The organism is uncultured Alcanivorax sp., from assembly GCF_947258575.1.
Taxonomy (GTDB): Bacteria; Pseudomonadota; Gammaproteobacteria; order Pseudomonadales; family Alcanivoracaceae; genus Alcanivorax.
Window position 1 is genome coordinate 165,235 of sequence record NZ_CAMYIV010000005.1, and the last position, 17,209, is coordinate 182,443.

9 protein-coding genes are annotated in these 17,209 nt (G+C 60.4%); all 9 read left to right on the plus strand.

Annotated elements, in window-relative coordinates:
- Nucleotides 1-6 precede the first annotated feature (6 nt).
- The 9 genes from Q0Y02_RS05800 (at nucleotide 7) to Q0Y02_RS05840 (ending at nucleotide 17,185) form a co-directional block, all read left to right on the plus strand.
- On the plus strand, nucleotides 7-3,225 hold the full coding sequence (locus tag Q0Y02_RS05800; RefSeq protein WP_297765668.1) for an Ig-like domain-containing protein: 3,219 nt from the start codon (nucleotides 7-9) through the stop codon (nucleotides 3,223-3,225).
- A 353-nt stretch (nucleotides 3,226-3,578) separates the two neighbouring features.
- Nucleotides 3,579-4,937: an outer membrane protein transport protein gene (locus Q0Y02_RS05805; protein ID WP_297765671.1), complete on the plus strand. Its 1,359-nt coding sequence runs from the start codon at nucleotides 3,579-3,581 to the stop codon at nucleotides 4,935-4,937.
- Nucleotides 4,938-4,951: 14 nt separating this feature from the next.
- Nucleotides 4,952-7,900, plus strand: a complete 2,949-nt coding sequence (locus Q0Y02_RS05810) for an Ig-like domain-containing protein (RefSeq protein ID WP_297765674.1) — start codon at nucleotides 4,952-4,954, stop codon at nucleotides 7,898-7,900.
- 182 nt (nucleotides 7,901-8,082) lie between these two features.
- Nucleotides 8,083-9,162: a glycine cleavage system aminomethyltransferase GcvT gene (gene gcvT, locus Q0Y02_RS05815; RefSeq protein ID WP_297765677.1), complete on the plus strand. Its 1,080-nt coding sequence runs from the start codon at nucleotides 8,083-8,085 to the stop codon at nucleotides 9,160-9,162.
- Between the two features lie 184 nt (nucleotides 9,163-9,346).
- Nucleotides 9,347-9,733, plus strand: coding sequence for a glycine cleavage system protein GcvH (gene gcvH / locus Q0Y02_RS05820; protein WP_272974645.1), 387 nt, complete (start codon nucleotides 9,347-9,349; stop codon nucleotides 9,731-9,733).
- Between the two features lie 151 nt (nucleotides 9,734-9,884).
- On the plus strand, nucleotides 9,885-11,243 hold the full coding sequence (gcvPA, locus tag Q0Y02_RS05825) for an aminomethyl-transferring glycine dehydrogenase subunit GcvPA (protein ID WP_297765681.1): 1,359 nt from the start codon (nucleotides 9,885-9,887) through the stop codon (nucleotides 11,241-11,243).
- Nucleotides 11,240-12,706, plus strand: a complete 1,467-nt coding sequence (gene gcvPB, locus Q0Y02_RS05830; protein ID WP_297765684.1) for an aminomethyl-transferring glycine dehydrogenase subunit GcvPB — start codon at nucleotides 11,240-11,242, stop codon at nucleotides 12,704-12,706. Before gcvPA ends, gcvPB begins: the two co-directional genes overlap by 4 nt.
- A gap of 1,164 nt (nucleotides 12,707-13,870) precedes the next feature.
- Nucleotides 13,871-15,097, plus strand: coding sequence for a carboxylate--amine ligase (locus tag Q0Y02_RS05835; RefSeq protein ID WP_035246113.1), 1,227 nt, complete (start codon nucleotides 13,871-13,873; stop codon nucleotides 15,095-15,097).
- Nucleotides 15,098-15,154: 57 nt separating this feature from the next.
- Nucleotides 15,155-17,185 carry a hypothetical protein gene (locus tag Q0Y02_RS05840; protein WP_297765688.1) on the plus strand — a complete coding sequence of 677 codons (2,031 nt, stop codon included), beginning with the start codon at nucleotides 15,155-15,157 and terminating at the stop codon, nucleotides 17,183-17,185.
- Nucleotides 17,186-17,209: the final 24 nt, after the last annotated feature.

Below are 17,209 nucleotides of genomic sequence, written 5' to 3' on the forward strand. Positions count from 1 at the left end.
TGTTCCATGAAAAAGAATAATATCGCCCTGACAGCACTGACCGCCCTTGCGGTGGCAGGCTGTGGCGGGGACAAGGACAGGGTGAGTTTCGATACACCCACCTTCAATGCACGCAACCTGCACTACACCTACCCGCTGGATAACCAGACCCAGTTGGCGCCGCGTGCCATTGTGGCATTACAGTTCAGCCATACCGTATCGGCCACGGCAGATAATTTCGTGTTCCAGGATGCGGATGGCGCGGATGTGGCCTTCACCCTGGAATCCGTGGCAGATGGCCGGGGTGTGGTGCTGACCCCTGTGGATGCACTGTCTCCGGCAACGGATTACAAGGTGGTCATGAATGGCGTCACCGTGCTCGGTGAAACCACCACTTTCAAGGACGGCGAGCTCAATTTCACCACCCGCGCCGCTCTGGAAGGACCGCTGGATACCCAGCAGACCGCCGCCAGCTTTGAAGTGGAGTCCATCTTCCCGGATGACGACCAGTTCGAAAGCATGGATTTCTCCAGTTTCCGGCTGCGCACCACCAAGCCCATTGATGCGTCCACGGCGGTTTATGGTGACACCGTCAGCCTGATGAGCAACGGCGAACTGGTGCCGGCACAACTGCTGGTTGGCCGTACCGCGATTACCGTGGACCCGCTGGAAGACATGACCCCCGGCCAGACCTATGAGCTGGGTGTCAACGGCGTGCTCAGCCAGTCCGGCGAAACCATTGCCGGCTTTACGCATTCCACCGTGCCCCAGGACACCACCTCTCCCACCACCGGTGAGCGGGCGGTACTGGTGACCAATGCACCGCCGGCGGATGATTCCCTGGGCTGTCTGGATGAAGGGGTGATCACCTCCGAACTGACCGGTCAGCCGATCAACTGCGTGCCGGTGATTGGTACCCTGCTGCAGGACAAGACCGTATCCAAGCAGTCCGGTGACGTGTATGCGGAGCTGGCGTTTACCCCCAACTTCCCGGATGTCACCCCGCTGCGGGTCAAGAAGGGCGGCATTCTTACCGGTGATGCGCTGGAAGTCTTTATTGGCGGTGAAGTGCCGGTGGGCTTTGATTCCGGGGAAGTGACGGTACAGATCATTTCCGATGCTACCGGTTATCTGTTCCCCAACCCCAATGCCGAAAGCGACGATGCGCCCAAGCAGCTGCGGTTGATGATGGATGTGGCTACCTCCACCTCCGACGCCCGCGCCAATGGGGCGTTTACCCAGAACCTGATGCATCTGGAGCTGGTGGGCACTGGCCTGATTGAAGATGGCCAGCTCAATACCGATGCCATCACCGTGGTGGAGCCGCGCGTGTTGGGCGTGGAAAACAGCTACGGGGTGCTCAGCTTCCGTATGGAGTCCTACCTGGATCAGGAAAATGCGCCGATCCAGCCGATCGATTCCGTGAATCCCATCGTTCCCGTTCTGAATGGGGATAACGGCCCGGAATTGTCCTGGCAGCCAGGTAATGTGGCAGACCGCATGGAACCGGGTGAGCCCATTGTTATTCACTTCAGCGAAGCGCTGGAGCCGCAAAGCATCAACGCGGGCACTTCGCTGATGCTCAGCAAAGGTGGCGTTGCCGAGCCCTTCAGTTGGGAACTCAGCGGTAATGCGCTGGTGATTACCCCGGATAGCCCGGTGGAATACGGCGTGGAATATGTGGTGACCACCACACCGGAAATCACCGACCTGGCCGGTAACCCGCTACAGATGCTCGACTCTCTGGAAGGCGACAACTCCCTGGACTTCACCCTGCCGGAATACGTGGTGGATGACGGTGGCGACGATGTTCGCCGTGGGCCGTTCGCGTCCACCGTTTACCCGGGCTTCCCTTGCGCCAGCAGCACTGCCAGCCAGGGCGAAATTGACGCCGGCACTCAAGGCGTGTGTGTGTCTTCCAGTCCGGAAGCGGATCAGGTTGTGATTGACCAGCTGCCCATCGTTGGGTTGCCGGCCAACCGCCCGGTCAAGGTGCGTTTCTCCCAGAACATGGACCCGAGCACCCTGGTGCTTGGCGATACCGTGTTGGTACAAGCGGACGACAACGGCACCTGGGTTGATGTGGAGGGTGAGCTCACAGTAGAAACCCGTGGCTTCACCTTTACACCCAATCAGCCCTGGGATGACACCGGTGACACCCTGTACCGTTATGTGATGGCCGGAAATGGTGGCGGTACCGGTTGTGCCGGCATCTGCTCCGCCGACGGGCTTCCCCTGCAAACGGCTCCGTTGCTCGGTGGCGGTTTGAAAGACGGTGGCCCTGACATGGAGATTCTGTTCCGGGGTGAAACCGCTGTAGATACCATCTTCCAGGAGCTGGGTAACCTGCCCAGTGCTGATGTGAACAACAACTTCCAGATCGACAGCAACGAACCGGTGTTGACCGGGGATACCATTGATCCGGCCAATACACCGGCCAATGCCACCATGATTGTGCCTCGCGGTACCGGTGGGGAAGGGTTGGTGGCTTACGCCAATACCGGTTGCGGTTTTGACAACGTAGCCAGTGGTGAGCCCACCCAGTGTGACGGTGACAAGATCATTTACATCACCGGGTTGCTGAATACGGAAATTCTGGATTTCGATGCCGAAAACCAGGGTGTCCCCGTGGTGATCTATCCTACTGCCGTGGCCTTGACCAACCTGGATGCGACGGCGGTTATTGGTCTGCGACTGACCTCGGATGATGAAACCGGTGGATTGCTCGGTATTATCCCGGTGGTCGGTGACCTGCTTCAGGGTGTTGTGGATGGGCTGCTGGGTGCCACTGGCATCGATAACCTCATTGAGGCGGTCGGGCTGGACAACATCGGCCTGGCACCTGTGCCCACCGCCACCGGCCCCAACATCTTGCGGGTGCGCTACGAGCCGGAAGATCCCAATGATCCGAACAGCCCGCGCACCGTGCCGCCGGTAGGCCTTATCGTGGATACCCCGGATGGCCTGGTGTTCCGTATCCAGTTCGACCTGCTGTTCGATGCCCCGGCACTGAGCCTGCCGCTGGGTCTGGAGCACAATGTGAAGAGCCTGCCCATCGACAATGTACAACTGGAAGGGCCGCTGGACTTCCTGCCCGATGGGCGCCTGTTCATCGGTCTGCAAAACCAGGAAGCCCTGGATGTGGACCTGGAGATCACCCTGGCCGGTTTCGATGGTGGCAAGGTGTTGCTGCAGATTCCGCTGGGCGGCATCAACCTCAGCTACCAGAGCGCATCCATTCAGTGATTTCTCTCCAGTAGTTCCTTGAAATATGCCCCGGCTTGTCCGGGGCTTTTTTTGTTTTCCCTGAAGCAGATATCCTCGACCCGTTGGCGCCTTGCTGGCAAGGCGAAGCCCGGACGACCCCGATATCCTGATCTGTGCCCTGGCCGCTGCCGACTTTTTGGCACATTCGTGCCGGACGTGGCGCCCCTTTCTCCTGCCAAGTGCATCACTGTTTTCAACAATTTTACGTATATCTGTCGCGGATTACGCCGATTACCGCTTTCTTCCTATGTGAATGCCTGTGTACTCCTGACTAGGGTGTCATCCCCCTGTCGCCACCCCCGCGACACAGAAAAAGAAATCAGGAGTGCACAATGTCTGTTTCATTCAAGGGACGCGCTGCCGTCGTTGCCGGCGGTTTGCTGATGCAGTCTGTTGCCATGGGCAGCATGGGTAACATCGGTACCACCTACGGCGTGTTGCCTTTCGATCTGGCCACCGCCCAAGCCCTGAGCCTGTTCAACAGCCAGACCTCAGCCACCTATTACAACCCGGCCTATCTGGCCAAGGATTCGCGCGGCGAACTCACCGCCGGTTTCATGCACGCGGACCATGAGCTGCGCGCTAACAGCCTGGGCGGCGCGGATGCGCCGGTACGGAACGGTGATGTGATTCAGGACTCTCCCTCCCAGCATGTGCTGATCGGCATGAAGACCGATCTCACCTCGCTGACCCAATACGATCATCCGCTCTATCTGGGCCTGATGCTGGGCGTGGAAAAATACGGTGAGGAAATGCTCGCCTTCGAATCCCAGACCTCCCAGCAAGGGCAGTACTTCGAGTATGGCCGTCAGCCCCTGTTTCTGAATCTGGGCGGTGCCACCCAGCTGTGGCGGGGGATCGACGTGGGTGCCACCGCCCGGATTACCCTGCATGCCGAAGCCGACCTGGCCGCCACCACGGACCTGGCCGGTAACACCCGCTATGAAAAACTGGAAGTGTCCGCCAAGCCCGCCATCCGGCCGATCTTCGGCATCAACATGGATTGGGGCGAGACCTTCTGCGCCGAAGGCGACGACTGCTGGTTCAATGGTCTGGAAACCGCGCTGGCCTATCGCGGCTATTCCAATACCAAGACGGAAGTGAACGCCAATGCGGTGATCCCCGGGGTAATTTCCAGCCCGGGCCTGATGCTGGCCATCAACACCCTGGATTCCTACCAGCCCAACATCCTCAGCGGTGGCCTGCATTACCAGTCCGGTCGCTGGCGCACCGGGGTGAGCGTAGAATGGCAGGAGTGGTCGGCGCTGGAAGAGGAATTCGAGCGCGACACCATCAAGGACCAGACCGTCAATGGCGATGTGGGTCAGCTGCGTTTCAAGGATGTGGTGATCCCGCGGCTGGGCGCCCAGTACCGCCTCAACGACACCTTTACCTTCAATGGTGGCCTGGCCTTCAGCGAATCACCGCTGGATTCCGACGCCTCCGTGGACGTTAACTATCTGGATAGCGACAAGTGGATCGTTGGCCTGGGTGTGGCCGCTGAGTTCAAGGAACCGTGGTTGCTGGCCTACCCGGTGCGTCTGGACTTCGGTTACCAGTACCAGAAGCTGGAAGCCCGGGAGTTCGATATCTATGACACCCAGTCCGCCGCTTACCCGCAGCCCAGCGAACGGGTGGAAGCGGAAGGTGACGTCCACGTCTTCAGCGGTTCCCTGACCCTGAAATTCTGATTGCGGAGGCAAGCATGATGTTGCGAATACTTTCCCTGATTGCCGCCGCGTCGCTGCTGGTCGCCTGTGGCGGCGGTAGCGAGCAGACGGTGGATTACAGCGCCCGTAAAAAAGGGCAGGTCTATTACAGCTATCCGGCGGATGAACAGACCGGCGTGTCCGTGCATGCGCCGGTGGTGGTGCAGTTTTCCGAGCCGCCAACACTGGCCGATCAGGACGTGAGCCTGGTGGGGCCGGATGGCCAGGTGGATGTGGTGCTATCCCGCGCCGACCAGGACCGGTCCCTGGTGGTGACTCCCCAAGCGCCGCTGGCATTCCATAGCGATTACCGGCTGCAGCTGGATGGCATGACGCTGGCCGGTTTCAGCGGTGGCGAGCTGGCCTTCACCACCGGCACTGCCGGCAAGGGCCCGGCCAGCGAGCAACAGCAGGCGGAGGCTTTTACCGTCAGCCGCTTTTCGCCGTCCGCTGACGACACCCGCCCGCTGATGGATTTCTCTACCCTGCACGTGCAGTTCAGCCAGCCGCTGGACCCGGGCACGGTGGAGTACGGCACCACCGTCAGCCTGGAAGATGGCAGCGGCAACCTGGTGGAGGCCAGCGTGCTGGCAGGCAGCAACCGCCTCACGGTAGACCCGGCTGGCGACCTGCAACCGGGGCAGAGCTATACCCTGATGCTCGATAGCGCCCTGAGCAGCCGTTTCGGCACGGCCCTGACCGGCGACAGTGAGTTTGCGGTAAACCCGCAGGACTCTCAGCCCCGTGAAACCCTGGCTCTGGAAGCCATGGCCGCCGACCCGGTGAAAGGCTGTAATGAGGAAGGCGTGACACTGTCTCCGCTGACCGGCGCGCCGATCAACTGTGTGCCCCTGATTGCCCGTTTGCTGGGCAACACCACGGTGTCGAAACTGTCCGGGGATCTGTTTGCCGACCTGGCCTTTATTCCCAACTACCCGGACGCCTCGCCGCTGCGGATTCGCAAGGGCGCGCTGCTAAAAGGCGCGCCGCTGGAAGTCTTGATCGGTGGCCAGTTGCCCGCCGGCTTTGATTCCGGCGAGGTGACGGTGAGCTTCCTGTCCGATGCCACCGGCTACCTGTTGCCGGCCCCCTACAGTGCCCGCCCGGAAGCGCCGCGCCGCATCATGCTGACCCTGGATCTGGCGTTTTCCACTGCCGATTCCCGTGCCAACGGCGCCTTCACCCAGACCCTGTTGCAAGTGGAGCTGGTGGGCCGTGCCATCGTCGAAGAGGGGCGTATGGAGATCGATGCCCTGGGTGTGGTCGAGCCGGAAGTGCTCGGTATCGAAACCGCCTTTGGCGTACTCAGCTTCCATATGGAATCCTACCTGGATCAGGAGAATGCCCCGGCGCCGCCGGTGGATATCACCGGGCCCACCCTGCAAAGCTGGCAGCCCGGTGACTATGCGGACCGCTTCCGCCCCGGTGATCCCATTGTCCTCAATCTCAGTGAAACCCCGGATCAGGACAGCATTGAAGCCGGCGTCAGTGTCACTCTCACCGACCAGGGGGCGGCGGTGCCGTTCAACTGGACCCTGGATGGGGCCTCGCTGATCCTCACCCCGGAGCAGCCGCTGGCATTCGGCACCGAGTATCAGGTCACGCTCACCGACGGTGTGGAAGACCTGCACGGTAACCCGGCTAGCCCGGAAACCCTGCTGTTCAGCATGCCTGCTTACAGCCCGGATGCGCCGCGCACGCCTTACACCACCACTGTGTACCCGGGCTTTCCCTGCGCCGTGGATCCGTCCAGTCGCGATCTGGGTAACGGCATTCAGGGTCAGTGCGCCAGTGCCTTCCAGAACCAGGCCGGCGACCTGCTGCCAGTGGATGAGATGCCTGCCAACCGGCCTATTGAAGTGCAATTCTCCCAGGACATGGATGCCAGCAGCATGGTGCTCGGCCAGGCCTGCGGTGAAGGCAGTGTGCGAGTGGAAAAAATCGACAGTGCGGGTAACTGTCTGGAGGCGGTGCCCGGCTACCTGTCCCGCAACACCCGCTCACTCACGGTGATTCCCGCACAGCCCTGGGAAGAGGGCACCTTGTACCAGTATGTGCTCGGGTCCCATGAAAACACCGGCTGCGGCCAGGACGTGATCTGCTCGGTGGCGGGTATGCCCCTGCAGACCGCCCAGTTGCTGGCGCCGGCTGCGGATGAAGGTGGCCCGGATATGGCCATTGCCTTTACCGGTGCCCCGGCCACCAGCAATGTGTTCCTGCCGCTGCGCAACCTGCCGAAGGCGGATGTGAACGCCAACTTCGAGATGGATGCCGGTGAGCAAAAAGCGGTGGAAGACCCGCCAGGCAGCGGCGAGTACCCCACGCCCACTAATGCCGCCTCCCTGTTTGTCACCGGCACCGGCGGTCTGGCCACCGGCGCCAACGTGGGCTGCCCACTGAACCAGAGCTGCCCCGGGGAGAAGTTCACCTACCTGAACGGTGGCATCAATGCGGACATCATCGGCTGGAACGAGGACGAGCAGGCGGTGGAAGTGCTGCTCTACCCGCCGGTGTTGATGACCACCAACAGCAGCGTCTATGCCCAGATCCTCGGTCTGGTGGAGCCGGAAGTGCCCACCGAGCCGCTGGTGATGCGTGCCCGCTATGCGGATGACGGCAGCGGCAATCGTACCGAGCCGGTGCGCGGCTATATCCGTCACGACGGCAATTCGCTGACCTTCGACACCACCCTGGATCTGTTTCTGGATGCCCCGGAAATGGAAGCGCCGCTGGGGCTGCCACACAACCTGCACAGTCTGGAGCTCAATGACCTGCAGTTGAACGGCCCGGTGGAGTTCCTGGCCGATGGTCGCCTGGTGATCGGCCTGCTCAGTCTCAATGAGCAGGCTGTCGATGTCAGTATCGGTGGCGGCGCGGCCACCATCGACCTGCAGATCCCTGCCGGCGGCGTCAACCTGACCTTCCAGAGCGGTTCCATCAAGTAACCGCCAAACGCGAGGCCGCTCCCGTAACCAGCCCTGCGCTGCTTTGTGGGAGCGGTCGTTAGGCCGCGATCTCCACCAACCCTGCTAAATACCCGGCCAATCCGGCCCTGTCCATGCCGCCAGCCTATGCCCCCCGGCCTCGTCCCGATATAATTGCCGCTCATTTGAATAGTGGTGTTTATATGGGTCATCGCACAGCTCTGTACGACGCGCACCTGGCGGCCGGCGGCAAGATGGTCGACTTTGGCGGCTGGGACATGCCGATCAACTATGGCTCCCAGATCGAGGAGCACCATGCGGTGCGCCAGCACGCAGGCGTATTTGATGTGTCCCACATGACGGTGGTGGATATCGCCGGGGCCGGCGCGCGGGACTTCCTGCGCCACCTGCTGGCCAACGACGTGGATCGCGTCACCCCTGGCCGAGCCCTGTACAGCGGCATGCTCAACGACAGCGGCGGCGTCATCGATGACCTGATCGCCTACAAGCGGGACAATGACTACCGTCTGGTGGTAAATTGCGCCACCCGCGAGACCGACCTGGACTGGATGGAAAAGCACGCCGGCGGTTTCGCCGTGGATATCCGCGAGCGTGCCGACCTGGCCATGCTCGCCATCCAGGGCCCGCAGGCACGCAGCCTGGTGGCCGGCCTGCTCAGCGGCGCCCGTGCCGAGGCGGTGAACACCCTGAAAGTCTTCGGCTTCGCCGAAGAGGGCGACTGGATGATCGCCCGTACCGGCTACACCGGCGAAGATGGCGTGGAAATCATGCTCCCCGGTGCCGATGCGGTGAAGCTGTGGGAGCAATTGCTGGACGCTGGCGTGGCGCCCATCGGTCTGGGTGCCCGCGATACCCTGCGTCTGGAAGCCGGCATGAATCTGTACGGCAACGACATGGACGAAAGCATCACCCCCTGGGAAGCCAACATGGGCTGGACCTTGGTGCTCAACGACCGGGATTTTGTCGGTCGCCAGCCGCTGCTCAACCAGCAACAAAATGGCCACGGAGAACTCGTTGGCCTGGTGCTGGAAGGCAAGGGCGTACTGCGCGCCCACCAGCAAGTGTTGTTGCCCAATGGCGAGCAAGGCGAAATTACCAGCGGCACGTTTTCGCCGACGCTGGGCAAGTCCATCGCCCTGGCCCGGCTGCCCGCCGGCGCCACCGGCAAGGTGGACGTGGAAATCCGCAACAAGCGCCAACCCGCCCAGGTGGTCAAGCCGCCTTTCGTGCGTAACGGCAAGGCAGTGTACAAAGAGTTGTAGCATTCGCGATGCAAGCATCGCTTCCCACGGCATCTGAACTGGACCGGGGTTTGTAGGAAGTCATGCTTGCATGACGAAGAAATTGGCACCCAGGCATGGCTTCAACGACAAGCCTGCAGAACATACAGATTTCGGCGTCATGCGTGCAGCATGCCGCGTGAAGCGTTAAACCAAGGAGACAACAATGAGCGAGATTCCAGCCGAGCTGCGTTATGCCGCCAGCCACGAATGGGCCAAGAACGATGACGGTGTGGTGACCGTGGGCATCACCGAACACGCCCAGGATGCCATGGGCGATCTGGTGTATGTGGAGCTGCCGGAAGTGGGCCAGGTGCTGGCCGCCGGTGATGAAGCCGGCGTAGTGGAATCCGTGAAAGCCGCCTCCGACATTTACGCCCCGATCTCCGGTGAAGTGATCGAGATCAACGAGGCGTTGGAAGATGAACCGGAACTGGTCAACAACGTTCCCTATGAAGGCGGCTGGCTGTTCAAGATCCAGATGAGCGAAGCCGGTGATCTGGACAACCTGCTCACCGCCGATCAGTACCAGGCGCAGATCGAAAGCGAATAACGCTAGCGATAACACTCCGTAGGAGCGGCGCTCGAGCCGCGAACGTGCTTGCGATGTCTTTCCTCGCACGGATTCGCGGCTCAAGCGCCGCTCCTGCGGTGCTGATGTAGCGCGCTGTATTAGCCAACACCCAACCTATCCAGGTACCCCAATGCCGTATATCCCCCATACCCCCGATGACGTGCGCGCCATGCTCGACGCCATCGGCGCCGACAGCATCGAAGACCTGTTCGATGAAATCCCCGCGCACCTGAAAGCCGCTGGCAAACTCGACGCCCTGCCCGAAGGGCTGAGCGAAATGGATGTGACCCGGCTGATGAACGAGCGCGCGGCCATGGACGCCGGTGCCGTGAGCTTTATCGGTGCCGGTGCCTACCAGCACCACATCCCGGCGGCGGTATGGGAGATTGCCACCCGCGGTGAGTTCTACACCGCCTACACGCCTTACCAGGCGGAAGCGAGCCAGGGCACCCTGCAGGTGATCTACGAATTCCAGACCCTGATGACCCGGCTCACCGCCATGGACGTGAGCAACGCCTCGGTCTACGACGGCGCTTCCGGCCTGGCCGAAGCGGTGCTGATGAGCCTGCGTGCCAACCGCAAGAGCAAGTCCCGCAAGGTGCTGGTGCCGGCGGCCCTGAACCCACGCTACACCAGCGCCACCCAGGCTATTGTGGAAAACCAGGATGTGGCCCTGGAAACCGTGCCCTTCTGTCAGGAAAAAGGGCAGACCCTGATCGACGCCCTCAAGCACCACGAAGGCGAAGACTACGCAGCCCTGGTGATCAGCCAGCCCAACTACTTCGGCAGCCTGGAAGAAGTGGATGCGCTCACCGACTGGGCCCACGCCAACGGCATGCTGGTGATCGCCGTGGTGAACCCCACCGCCATGGCGCTGATTACCCCGCCTGGTGAATGGGGCGAAGACGGTGCCGATATCGTGGTTGGCGAAGGCCAGCCGCTGGGCGTGCCGCTGTCCTCCGGTGGTCCCTACTTCGGCTTCATGTGCTGCAAACAGAAATACGTACGGCAGATGCCGGGCCGTATCATCGGCCGCACCGTGGACATGGAAGGCAAGCAGGGCTTCACCCTCACCCTGCAGGCCCGCGAACAGCACATCCGCCGTTCCAAGGCCACCAGTAACATCTGCACCAACCAGGGCCTGGCCATGACCGCCGCCACCATCTACACCTCCCTGCTGGGGCCGGACGGCCTCACCAATGTGGCCGCCCATAGTCATGCCAATACCCAGGTGCTGGCCGACAAGCTCACCGCCATCGACGGCGTGGAACGCGCCTTCACCGCACCCACCTTCCACGAAGTGGTACTCACCCTGCCGAAACCGGCCGGTGAGGTGCTGGCGGCCCTGGCCGAGAAAGATGTGCTGGGCGGCGTTAGCCTGGCCACTGATTACGACATGGACAATGCGATCCTGGTGAACGCCACCGAAGTCCATTCCGAGCAGGATTTGCAGCTCTTCGAACAAGCCCTGAAGGAGGTGCTGGCATGAGCGAGACACAACTGATCTTCCAACTGTCTCACCCGGGCCGCAGCGCCACCTCCCAGGCGCCCAAGGCACTCAGCGACGATAAGCTGTCGGCGATTCCCGCGCACCTGCGTCGCAAGCAGAAGCCGGCCCTGCCGGAAGTCTCCGAAATGCAGGTGGTGCGCCACTACACCAACCTGTCCAGCAAGAACTTCGCCATCGACAAGCAGTTCTACCCGCTGGGTTCGTGCACCATGAAGTACAACCCCCGCGGCGCCAACCGGGCCGCCATGCTGCCGGGCTTTCTCAACCGTCACCCGCTGGCGCCGGAAAGCCACAGTCAGGGTTTCCTCAGCTGCATGTTCGAGCTGCAGAACTTCCTCAAGGAAGTCACCGGCATGAAGGGCGTGTCCCTGGCCCCCATGGCCGGCGCCCAGGGCGAATTCGCCGGCGTGGCCATGATCCGCGCCTACCACGAAGCCCGTGGCGATGATGAGCGCACTGAAATCCTCATCCCCGAAGCGGCCCACGGCACCAACCCGGCCACCGCCGTCATGTGTGGCTACAAGGTCCGTGAAGTGCCCGTCGGCAAAGACGGCGACGTGGACCTGGAAGCCCTGAAAGAAGCCTGCGGCCCACAGACCGCCGGCCTGATGATGACCAACCCGAGCACCTGCGGCGTGTTCGAACGGCAGATCGAAGCCATCTCCAAAGCCGTTCACGAAGCTGGCGGCCTGCTCTACTACGATGGCGCCAACCTGAACGCCATCCTCGGCAAGGTGCGCCCCGGTGACATGGGCTTCGACGTGATCCACATGAACCTGCACAAGACCTTCGCCACCCCCCACGGTGGTGGCGGCCCCGGTGCCGGCCCGGTGGGTGTGTCCGAGCGCCTGCTGCCCTACCTGCCCACCCCCATGGCGGGCCAGCGTGACGACGGCAGCTACCACTGGATCGACAGCGACACCCTGGATACCAGCATCGGCCACCTCAGTGCCTTCATGGGTAACGCCGGTGTGCTGCTGCGCGCCTACTTCTACGCCCGTTCCCTGGGCCGTGAAGGCATGATCCGCGTGGGCGAATTTTCCACCCTGGCTGCCAACTACCTGCTCAAGCGCCTGGAAGCCGTGGGCTGCACCGCCGCCTACCCGGATCGCCGCGCCAGCCACGAGTTCATCCTCACCTTTGCGAAAGAAGCGAAAGAGCTGGGTGTCACCGCCATGGATATCGCCAAGCGCCTGCTGGACTACAACCAGCACGCGCCCACCACCTACTTCCCGCTGCTGGTGCCGGAGTGCTTCCTCATCGAGCCCACCGAAACCGAAAGCAAGGAAGCCCTGGACGAGTTCGTGGACGCCATGGCCGCCATCCTGGAAGAAGCGCGAACCGAGCCCGACATGGTGAAAGAAGCGCCCTTCACCCAGCCGGTGCGCCGCCTGGATGATGTGAAAGCTGCGAGAGAGCTGGACCTGACCTGGAGCGAGTAAATCGTTTAGCTCCCCTCTCCCGCTTGCGGGAGAGGGGCTGGGGGAGAGGGCGAGCGAAGCGAATAAGCCATGCTCGCATGGCGAACAAGAACCCGGCGAATGCCGGGTTCTTTTTTATATATCACCCGCGATCCAACGGACTGATCACCCCCAGCCCACCCCTTGCCTATTCCTCGCCTTCTACATTGCTGTCCTTTTAGCCAATATTTTCATGGGGCTCCGTTTTCAGCGCCGAGCAAGTTGAATATTTAGATTAAGGTTTGCAGGTTTCCGGATTTTCAAATAAACGAATCAGTTGATGAGTTCATGAGAATCTATATTCAATAAGGCGTGGATTTTTATGAGTATGCAGGGGATTGAGTAGCCGCAAGTTGGTATGTGGATAATGTGATATGGTATGACTGTTTTTTGAAATAACCGGTATGGTCCTGCTTGGGGCTTTGAGAGTGAGAATGGCAATGAATCTATCAAGGCGATATATAACTCTTATTTTTGTAGGTTGGCTGTCATTTGGATTTACATGCTTTCTTTGTTCCCGTGGTTACACTGGTGGGGCAGAAACATTTTTCTTTTGGCTGTCATTGACCTCTTGGACATTGCTCCCATTGGTTCACTTATTGGCGGCCGTATTAATTGCTGGAAAGAAAAAGAGTGATCCGTCGTTAGTTGCTACAGCCGGCATGTTGTTCGCTGTCCTGGTTTTCATTGCAGGGCTGATAGGATCAGGATTTTCCAGCTACGCCTAAGGGTATTTTCAGGGTTCCATGGTTCCATTGTTGATGAAGGTTTTTTTACATTAAATTTTTGGGAGCCTTACTCTTTGGCGAATATTAATTTTACTGCCTAAGATCGTGATTTTCTTGGATTCGGAGATTACATATGGTTTTAGTCTTGTGTCAGTCTTTTCAAGAAGATCAATATTTCCATTGACTCTATGCAGTCGCCCTTCCTGGGCTCCCTTGGCGACTCATTGTAAGCGGTGAATAGTGCTGCATTCGACGCTACCCCTCGCAGGTGGCAAGTCTCTTTTTATCCCTATTTTGTCTCTTTCTTTCAAGAGGGAGCTGCAGCCTATGCTGTGAAAGCAAAAGGTCAACGGTTGTTAAAGAAGTGGAGAAGTGTACGGTAAAGGGCCAATGCCAAATTTTCGACAGGAGGCGCTCAATGAAAAAAGATCCCAACAAAGGCTATATTGCTTTATTAGGATGGAGTTTGAACGCGGTCGAGGCGGCTGAGAAGTTTGATCGTCGGTATGTGGTAGTGGCCCCGGACTGGGCAGAGGCGTATTGCCAGGAGCATGATATTCCCTACGTGCCCTGGAATTTCGAACGCCTGAATGATCGCTCCATGGAGATTGCCCAGACCCTGAAAGACATGGGTGTGGATGTGTCGGTACCGCTGTATGAGGAAACCGTGGAGTGGGCCGGTGCGATTAATTCGGTGCTGCTGGATAATCCTCGTTTGCTGGGCCAGGCCATGTTGATGCGGGATAAGTCCCTGATGAAGCGGCGCGCACAGCTTGGCGGTATCCGGGTGGGTATTTTTGAGGAAGCCCATGACCGGGAGGATGTGATCCGGTTCCTGAAGCGGGTGAACCAGACCCTGCTCAAACTGGATGGTGATCCCAATGACCCGATCCACCTGAAGGCCTTTGACAAGGCCGGTTGTCTCGGCCACCGGGTGATCCGTACTCCGGATGAGGTGGATGCGATTCCTGATGAGGAATTTCCGTCGTTGATGGAGTCGCATCTGGATGGCTGGGAATTTGCGGTGGAGGCCTGGATCCATGATGGCAAGATCTGTTTTCTCAACCTGTCCGAATATGTGACGCTGGGGTATTCGGTGTATGTCCCTGCGTCGCCGGATCTGGAGCAATACCGGCCGCAAATTACCCAGCAGATCGAGAAGCTGATCAAGACCTTTGATATCGAGTTCGGCATGATTCATCCGGAGTACTTTGTCACCAGCGATGGTGAGATGTACTTTGGTGAAGTGGCTTATCGCCCGCCGGGCTTCAAGGTGTTCGAGTTGCTGGAACGGGTCTACGAGGGTTTCAATGCCTACCAGGCCACCATGCTGGTGTTCGATCCCAAGGCCACCACAGAGGAAGTGAAGGCGTACTTCCCGAAAGAAGTGGTGGATGCCAAGGGCCATGCCGGCTGTTTCGGGGTGTACCCGCGGCGCCGTGTGGTCAGCCAGCTGGAAATCCCGGAAGAGACCGAAGACCATCCCTACTTCGAGTCCCATGAACTGACGGCGCCCATGGAAGAGGTGGTCACCAAGCGCACCGCCTTTGGTACCCATTGGGGGCTGATTTACTTCATGGGTGACGACCCGAAAGAGATGCACCGGTTGCTCAAGCGGCAGGAAGAGCTGGATTTCTATGTGTGAATACGCTGTCACCATGGGGCCCGCCGGGCCCCCACGGATTCGTTAAGGAACTGCCCTGTGTCTACGACCCATTCAGAGACGTCCGCGTCCAGCAATCTGTCTCTGCTACTTGTACGGCTGGATGATGCCATCACCCAGTTGGCAGAGGCGCCCTCCTTTACCCGGCCGGCCAAGGTGCCACGGGTACTGGATACGGCCCGGCGGGTAATGATGCAGGAGGGCGGTTGTGCGGCCCTGGGCGAACGCATCGTGACGCTGGAGGCGGCCGGGATCTTCGCCGGCACAGATTGGGCGGAGCCGCAGATTCTGGTTCCCGGTTTCACTACCCAGTCCCTGCAAAGTGCCCAGGCGGAGCTGGTGGTGATCGAGGCCCTGAGCGAGCTGCGCATGCTGGCGGTGGCCTGTGGGGATTACCGCCATACCCTGATTTCCGCCGAGCAGGCCCACCATTTTCTCACCCAGGTGCTGGCGCTCAATCTGGCCATGCTGTTTTCGCCGCCTTCCGAGGCGCAGCGTGAAACCCAGGGCCGCCTGGCGGTGCTGCCACAGAATCTGTTGCAGCATCTGGCCGAGCGCATCGGCTATGAGCATATCGTCGACAAGCTGATTGAAGAGATCTGGCGGATTCTCAATCAGCGCCCCATTCAGACCGAGCCGGTCAAGCAAATGGTCACGCAGATCGCCATTTGCCAGGTCAATCCGGATATCGATCTGGGCAGCAGCGGGCAGGGGGCGGACCGCTTGGTGAGCAGCCTGTTCGGCCCGACCCGGGCCTGCCGGGAAGACCCGGGCGTGGCGATCTACCTGGAGCGGCTGGCCAGCATGGATGCCACGGCCTTGCAGGGCGAAGCCACCGGGTTTGCCCGGGCCATGCACGACACCGGGTTGGTGTCGCCGTATCACCCGGTGTTGCTGCGCCATTTGCTGGATGAGGGTGACCACCTGGTGGCGGAGGCCATGGGCCTGTCGTCAACCGGTCGTGATTGCCTGCTGTGTTACCGGCAGTTGGTGCAGGCGTTGATTGAAGCGGCGGTGCATCCGCAAACAGCCCAGGCCATTTATGGCCTGGCGTTGGTGCTGGAGCGGGGCATTCTCTATCAACCGCCAGTGGCGCCGGCCCTGTGGCGGCAGCTGGGCCTGGTTCTGTCTGACTGGTCGTGCCAGCGCCTGGCACTGGCTTTCGGGGATCAGGTGCCGCCACAGGCGCATCTGATCGAAGGTGTGCTGTGCATGCTGGGGCAGCCTCTGGGGGTGGGGCAGGGCAATAATCCCACCTGCCAGTCCGCTCGTGCGCTGTCCATGTGGTCGTACAACGATCCGGATTACCTGCTGCAAATGGTCACCTGGGCGGCCCGTGACGATGAAATCATCATGCATTTCGAGGGCCAGCCGATTTCCTCCAGCGAAAGCGTCGGTGGTGTGGCCAGCAGCCTGCCCATGGACCTGGACCCGGTGTCGCTGTTGGTGGTGCCCCATCTGGACCGGATCTATGCGGAAATGGGCCGCCGCTGTATTGAGCGTGAGGGTGATCCCCACCGCTGGGTGAACCCGGAGTTTCATGGCTGGTGGTCCGGCCGCGGTTTTCGTATCAATGTGGATGTGGAAACCGGCAAGCTGTGGGAGCTGGATGATTTCCTGCGTCATTTCTATGCGGCCTATCATCCCTACTACAACGGCAATCAGCCGCTGATACATCCCCAGCCTGCGGGGGTCGCTGTCACCGACAGTGCTGCTCGTTTTATCGGCTGGCATGCCATCAGTATCTTGCGGGTGGCGCTGGACCCCCAGGATGTTATGCGGGTGTATTTCTATAACCCGAATAACGACAGCGGCCAGGACTGGGGCGATGGCGTGGTGGTCAGCACCGCAGGCCATGGCGAACGTTTTGGCGAGGCGTCACTGCCGTTCGAGCAGTTTGCGTCGCGGCTTTATATCTTTCACTTTGATCCCCTGGAGCGGGGCGAGCTGGCCCAGGTTGAGCAGCAGCAACTGGATCAGGTCAGCGGCTATCTGCAGCGCAGCTGGGGCGCGGACAGGCTGCCCGAGGGTGGCCTGCAGGCCAGTGAAGGGGCGACCGGGCCGGGTTGATCAAGGCCTGATCCCGTCGCGCAA

What these genes read in the sequence shown, in the direction of transcription:
- Q0Y02_RS05805 (WP_297765671.1), top strand. Translation starts at nt 3,579, where the DNA reads ATGTCTGTTTCATTCAAGGGACGCGCTGCCGTCGTTGCCGGCGGTTTG.
- gcvPB (WP_297765684.1), top strand. Translation starts at nt 11,240, where the DNA reads ATGAGCGAGACACAACTGATCTTCCAACTGTCTCACCCGGGCCGCAGC.
- gcvH (WP_272974645.1), top strand. Translation starts at nt 9,347, where the DNA reads ATGAGCGAGATTCCAGCCGAGCTGCGTTATGCCGCCAGCCACGAATGG.
- Q0Y02_RS05810 (WP_297765674.1), top strand. Translation starts at nt 4,952, where the DNA reads ATGATGTTGCGAATACTTTCCCTGATTGCCGCCGCGTCGCTGCTGGTC.
- gcvPA (WP_297765681.1), top strand. Translation starts at nt 9,885, where the DNA reads ATGCCGTATATCCCCCATACCCCCGATGACGTGCGCGCCATGCTCGAC.
- gcvT (WP_297765677.1), top strand. Translation starts at nt 8,083, where the DNA reads ATGGGTCATCGCACAGCTCTGTACGACGCGCACCTGGCGGCCGGCGGC.
- Q0Y02_RS05835 (WP_035246113.1), top strand. Translation starts at nt 13,871, where the DNA reads ATGAAAAAAGATCCCAACAAAGGCTATATTGCTTTATTAGGATGGAGT.
- Q0Y02_RS05800 (WP_297765668.1), top strand. Translation starts at nt 7, where the DNA reads ATGAAAAAGAATAATATCGCCCTGACAGCACTGACCGCCCTTGCGGTG.